Source organism: Pseudomonadota bacterium (assembly GCA_026388215.1).
Taxonomy (GTDB): Bacteria; Desulfobacterota; Syntrophorhabdia; order Syntrophorhabdales; family Syntrophorhabdaceae; genus JAPLKF01.
Genome location: JAPLKF010000104.1, coordinates 1 through 5,994, shown reverse-complemented (window position 1 = coordinate 5,994; position 5,994 = coordinate 1). Strand labels below are relative to the sequence as shown.

Sequence of the window (5,994 nt, the reverse complement as noted above, 5' to 3'; positions counted from 1 at the left end):
AGCAGGCAGCTTGGTATACCCATTGTGAATCTCGATGAGGTAAACATACAGGAAAATTTAATAAAATTGATTTCTGTTGATACAGCGAAGAACTGCATGGCTATCCCTGTTGAGAAGCGCTTCAATGTATTGAAACTTGCAATGGTTGACCCTCTCGACATAGATGCGATGGACGAGATAGCAAGGATTGTAAGGATGGAAACGGAACCGCTTATAGTTACAGAGGGTGAGCTGAAAAGGGCCCTTGAGAAGTATTATGGGATAAAAACCATCGTTGAAGAAACCTTAGAGAGAATGAAAGGGAAAGACGAGGTAACCCTTATAAAAGAAGAAGAGGAGGAAGAGCAAGACGAGAGGATATCTGTTGACATGGCAGAAGAGGAGCCTGTGGTGAGATTTGTGAACAGCCTTCTTGCACAGGCATTAGCTGATAGTGCAAGTGACATACATGTAGAGCCCTATAAGAGGACTATGAGGGTAAGGATGAGGGTTGATGGAAGGTTAAGGGCCATACCCTCACCAGATAAGAGCATGTTTCTTGCCATCGTCTCAAGGATAAAGATACTTTCGGGGATTGATATAGCAAAAACAAGGATCCCCCAGGATGGAAGGTTTAATATAAGAGAGGGCACGAGAGAGTTTGGCGTCAGGGTTTCGACATTCCCCACAATACATGGAGAAAAGGCAGTACTTCGTCTTCTCGATAAGAGTACGTCTCTCTATGGAATTGATAAGCTGGGGTTACTCCACGACGATAGTGAGAAATTGAAGAATGTGCTTAAAAGACCCTATGGGTTTATACTTTCAACAGGACCAACAGGGAGCGGCAAATCCACATCATTATACGCTATCTTGAACTATATTAATTCCCCCGAGAAGAACATAATTACTATAGAAGACCCGGTTGAGTATACTGTTGAGGGCCTTACTCAGGCTCAGGTAAATCCAAAGGCAGGGCTTACCTTTGATACGGGTTTAAGGTCAATGTTAAGGCAGGACCCGGATATCATCATGATAGGTGAAATAAGGGACACGGAAACTGCAACAATAGCTATTCATTCGGCGCTTACCGGTCATGTTGTTTTATCTACCCTGCATACAAACGATGCCCCCAGTGCTTTAACAAGGATGATTGAGATGGGAATTGAACCTTTCCTTGTCGCATCTTCTGTTTCATGTGTAATTGGGCAGAGATTAATCCGGAGAGTCTGCCCTGAGTGCAAGGAATCGTATTATCCACCACCTTCAATCCACAAAAGTTTTAATATAAACGAAAATGTTTTGCTTTACAGGGGTAAAGGATGCCCTTCATGTCAATACAAGGGGTATAGAGGCAGGGTAGGTGTGTTTGAAATCCTTGTATTGGATGATGAATTAAGGGAACTTGTTGTTAACAAATCTTCAAGCGATGTGATAAGGAAGAAGGGGATAGAGAAAGGGATGAGATTGTTACGGGATGATGCAATAATGAAGGCACTTTTTGGTGTAACAACATTGGAAGAGGCCTTGACCGCAGCGCAGGTAGATTAACTTTTTAAGGTATATATGGGTACATTTACATACAGAGCACGGGATGAAAAGGGTTCCCTGATAACAGGAACCTTAGATGGTGATGGCAAACAAGCGGTGTATCAGCAGCTCGACGCAATGGGGCTTTTTCCCGTTTCAGCGTCAGAAATAGGACGTGGATTATCTTCCCTTGATGATATTTTTGTGAGATTTCAAAGGGTAAAATACGATGACCTTGTATTTTTTACACGGCAATTACAGACCGTTGTAAGGGCTGGTATCCCGCTGATTTCCGGGCTTAAGGCCCTTGAAGAACAGACATCAAACACAAGGCTTAAGGCAGCAATAAGGACAATCTGTCAGGACGTTGATAGGGGTCAGAGTTTTTCAGATGCCCTCTCGAAGCACAAAGGTATATTCCCGGAACTATATACAAGTATGGTGAGGGCAGGGGAACTGGGTGGTTCTCTCGAGGAGGTTTTAGAAAGGCTTTCCGGGGTGCTGGAGTTCCAGATGAGGACAAAAGAAATGTTAAAATCTGCACTGAGATACCCGATGTTTGTAATCGGTACCCTTGTGATAGCCTTTATTGTCCTTATAAACGTTGTAGTGCCAAAGTTTGTTCCTTTGTTTAAAGGCTCAAAGGTTGCCCTGCCCCTTCCAACGCAGATCCTCATATTTATCAATGATATTATGAGTGCATATGGTGTGTTTGTAATAAGTGGACTTATTGCAATAATAGTTCTTTTCTTTCTATACATAAGAACAGAGAGGGGTTCTTTTCTGTTTGACAATCTTAAGTTAAAAGTTCCCCTTATCGGCCCTATTATTCTGAAGATATGTATGGGCAGGTTTGCTTTTACGCTCGAGAATTTAGTGAAAGCCGGTGTCCCTATTGTAAAAACATTGGAAATTGTGTCGAGGACAGTTGGAAATAATTTTATTGCAAGAAAGGTACTTGAGATTGGTGTAAAGATAGAGAAGGGAAGGGGTATATCAAGACCGATGAGGGATGCTAAGATTTTCCCTCCCCTTGTGATACACCTTGTCTCAACAGGTGAAGAGACAGGTTCCCTTGAAGAGATGCTGAGGGAGATATCAACACATTATGACAGGGAGGTTACCTATTCGGTGAACAGACTCTCAGCGTGGATAGAACCGATACTTACCGCTGGTCTTTCAATCATGGTATTATTCCTTGCCCTTGCCATATTTATGCCCTGGTGGAACATGATGGGTGCAATGAGGGGAGGAGGTTGAAAAATTTTTTTAAAGACCCCAGCAATCTAAGATACAGTTTGAATACAATCATCCCGCTGGTTGTATTCCTTACAAGCCTTCTCTCGGGAGTTGTTGCTGCAAATATGATAAGACAATCTAAAGTAGTTTCATTGTGGGTATTCGGGGCTTCCCTTTTCTCATCTTTATGTTCCCTTGTTGTGATTCTTGCCATGACACGTCCTGTACTCGAGCTGGTAAAAAGGGCTGAGAAACTGGTCAGGTTCGAAGAATCGAGGAAAGAAAAAGGCCAGATGATAGAGGTTTATAAGATGATAGAGACACTGGTGGAATTTGTAAAAAAGAAGGGGGAAGAAGAGGGGAAAGAGGGCATTATGGATGTGGATAAACTCGACTACATTATTCCCCTTGGGTATATGTCCCTTATGGTTGCACATGAGGTGAGGAATCCTTTGAACACAATAACGGGTATGAGCGAACTACTAAAGCAAAAGATTGAGGATGGTTCTCAAAGATCATACATTGATACAATGCTTGAGGCAGCAAAAAAGATTGATAAGTTCACAAGCGAACTCCTTGACTTTACTGACAATGAGCTTACAAAGGAAGCCTTTGATGTGAATGACCTCATAGAGGAGGTCAGAGATAATCTGCACCAAGAATTTGTTGACGTAATGAGTGAATTTCAAAAGACTAAAAACCTCCCATATTTTGGGGATAGAACAAAGATATACCAGGCGATTTATAATGTTGTAAGAAATGCGTATGAGTATGAGAAAAACGGGGGCCAGGTTATTATCAAGACATCAATTAATGGCTCTATCAGTGTGTCTGTTTACAATAAAAGCTCAAAAATTGAAGAGGATGATCTCAGGTCATTATTTAAACCATTCTTCGCAAAGAAGAAGGGCGGTAGGGGTCTCGGGCTTTTTATAAGTAAGAAAAACGTCAAGTTGCATAATGGCGATATAAAGGTGGAAAGTGGGGAAGAAGGAACAACCTTTGAAATTATATTACCAAAAGAGCAGGGTTCGAGCACTCAAGGGGTCGAGGGTTCAAGTGGATTATAAAAGAACAGGATTCGAGGGTTCAAGGATTCAAGGGGTCAAGGGGTGTTAAAAAACTATAAGGAATTAACAGTGTGGCAGAAGTCTTATCAACTCTGTCTTGAAATATATAGATTGACAAAGTTGTTTCCAGATGATGAAAGGTATGGATTAACATCACAAATACGAAGAGCTGCAGTATCAATTCCATCGAATATTGCTGAAGGCTACGGCAGGAAAACAACCCCTGAGTATATACATTCACTTTACATTGCTTATGGCTCTATTTGTGAATTAGAAACTCAGATACTGTTGTCTATTGATTTGGGTTACATTGCTGCTGAAAATATGAACAAAATTCAGATGAACATCGGGGATATTGAGCGAATGCTTAAAGCACTTATCAAATCTCTGGAAAAGAAGAGGTGAAGGGATGCAAAAAACTCAGGGTTCTAGGATTCAAGGGTTCCAGGGTTCAAGTGGATTATAAAAAGCAGGATTCAAGGATTCAAGGGGCCAAGGGTTCGAGTGTCTTTAACGCACTGGAATCCTCGACCCCTGGACCCCTCGAACCCTACAAGGTTTCAATGCCATGAGTGAAAAGATCATTATCGTCGAAGATGACCCTGGGGTAAGGTTTTTTTTAGAAGAGGCGTTGAAAGGAGAGGGCTATTCTGTAGAATCCTTCTCATCTTATGAAGATGCCACGAAAAAAATAAGTAATGGCATAGACCTTGTGATTATGGATATCAGTCTACCTGGTATGGATGGACTTACTGCGATAGATGATTTAAAAAGGCAGAGAGATATTCCCATCCTCATTATTACCGCCTATGGGACAAAAAAGAATGCCCTCGAAGCAATAAAAAAGGGGGCAACAGACTTCTTTGTAAAACCAATCCCCCTTGATGATTTAAAGGTTATGGTGAGAAGGGTTCTCAGGACAAGAAGTTTAAAACAAGAGGTAAAGCAGTTAAAAGAAAAAGAACTAAAGGATTTCGTATTTCATGGGGTTGTAGGAAGCACTGAAAATATGAAGGATATTTTCAGAAATGTGGAGAAGATTGCAAACTCAGATTTAACAGTTCTTATTACCGGGGAGACAGGTGTAGGTAAGGAGGAAATTGCAAAACTCATCCATAATTTGTCAAAGAGGAAAGGGGAATTTGTCGTAGTAAACTGCGCCTCAATCCCTGACAACCTGCTTGAAAGCGAGCTTTTTGGGTACGAGAAGGGGGCATTCACCGGTGCAGTTCAGCAGAAAAAGGGAAAGATTGAGGTTGCTGACTCTGGAACGGCCGTACTTGACGAAATTGGCGAGATGAGTCCCTATCTTCAGGCAAAAATTTTGAGGGTTGTTGAAAAAAAGGAGATAGAACATTTAGGCTCTACAAAAATATACGGCGTAGATGTAAGGATTATCTCAACAACGAACCGTGTCCTGGAGAATGAGATAAAAGAAGGTAAATTCAGAGAAGACCTTTACTTCAGGTTGTCTCAGATGCCTATCCATATCCCCCCTTTGAGAGAGAGAAAAGAGGACATTCCTTTGCTTATAGATAATGTATTGCTTGGTATTGCAAGTGAATCAGGTTCTGTAACAACCCTTACTGAGGATACATTAGAAGTGCTTATGAATTATGGATGGCCCGGGAATGTGCGGGAGTTGATAAGCGTAATAAAAAGGGCTGCTGTTATGTGTGAGGGGAACCGCATCACGCGTGATGACCTGCCTCTCCATTTAAAGGGTGAATATGTGCTTACAGGTGGAGCCTATTCTGATACATCCCTGGATAATGCGATTTCTGAGCTCGAAAAGAACATGATTATTGATGCCCTGAAAAAGACACAGGGATCGCAGGCAAAGGCAGCAAAGCTCCTCGGCATATCAGAGCGGAGCATGTGGTACAGGGTAAAGAAGTACGAGATAGATATAAATCAATAACCAATAACCAAATTACAAGTTCCAAACTTTAAAATGTCAAAAATAACCAAATAAAATTCAATAACCAAAATAATTAAATTCCAATAATCAAATTACAAGCTCCAAACTTTAAAATGTCAAAAAACAAAGTTATAAAATTACCGGGTAGTATTTCCTCCTGAAACCTTATTTGCAATGGTGGAAAATATCTTTTTTAACTCGACTGCTTCTTCAAAAAGCCTATCGATATCATTTTTAAAATCTGGATTTGCTTCC

At 41.1% G+C, this 5,994-nt stretch carries 5 protein-coding genes; all 5 read left to right on the top strand.

Translation table 11 applies throughout. The features are described 5' to 3' along the window. The coding region (locus NTU69_06105) for a GspE/PulE family protein (protein MCX5803094.1) at positions 1-1,530 on the top strand (1,530 nt) is incomplete at its 5' end. A gap of 15 nt (positions 1,531-1,545) precedes the next feature. Continuing rightward, complete coding sequence (locus tag NTU69_06100) at positions 1,546-2,769, top strand: type II secretion system F family protein (GenBank protein MCX5803093.1); 1,224 nt, start codon at positions 1,546-1,548, stop codon at positions 2,767-2,769. Then, positions 2,766-3,818, top strand: coding sequence for a HAMP domain-containing sensor histidine kinase (locus NTU69_06095; GenBank protein ID MCX5803092.1), 1,053 nt, complete (start codon positions 2,766-2,768; stop codon positions 3,816-3,818). The genes NTU69_06100 and NTU69_06095 overlap by 4 nt, the downstream gene beginning before the upstream one ends. Positions 3,819-3,860: 42 nt before the next feature. After that, entirely contained in the window at positions 3,861-4,223 is a 363-nt protein-coding gene (locus tag NTU69_06090; protein ID MCX5803091.1) for a four helix bundle protein, read from the top strand. 163 nt (positions 4,224-4,386) lie between these two features. After that, on the top strand, positions 4,387-5,739 hold the full coding sequence (locus NTU69_06085; protein ID MCX5803090.1) for a sigma-54 dependent transcriptional regulator: 1,353 nt from the start codon (positions 4,387-4,389) through the stop codon (positions 5,737-5,739). Positions 5,740-5,994 lie beyond the last annotated feature (255 nt).

Coding starts and splice junctions, on each gene's coding strand:
- NTU69_06100 (MCX5803093.1), top strand. CDS start 1,546: ATGGGTACATTTACATACAGAGCACGGGATGAAAAGGGTTCCCTGATA.
- NTU69_06085 (MCX5803090.1), top strand. CDS start 4,387: ATGAGTGAAAAGATCATTATCGTCGAAGATGACCCTGGGGTAAGGTTT.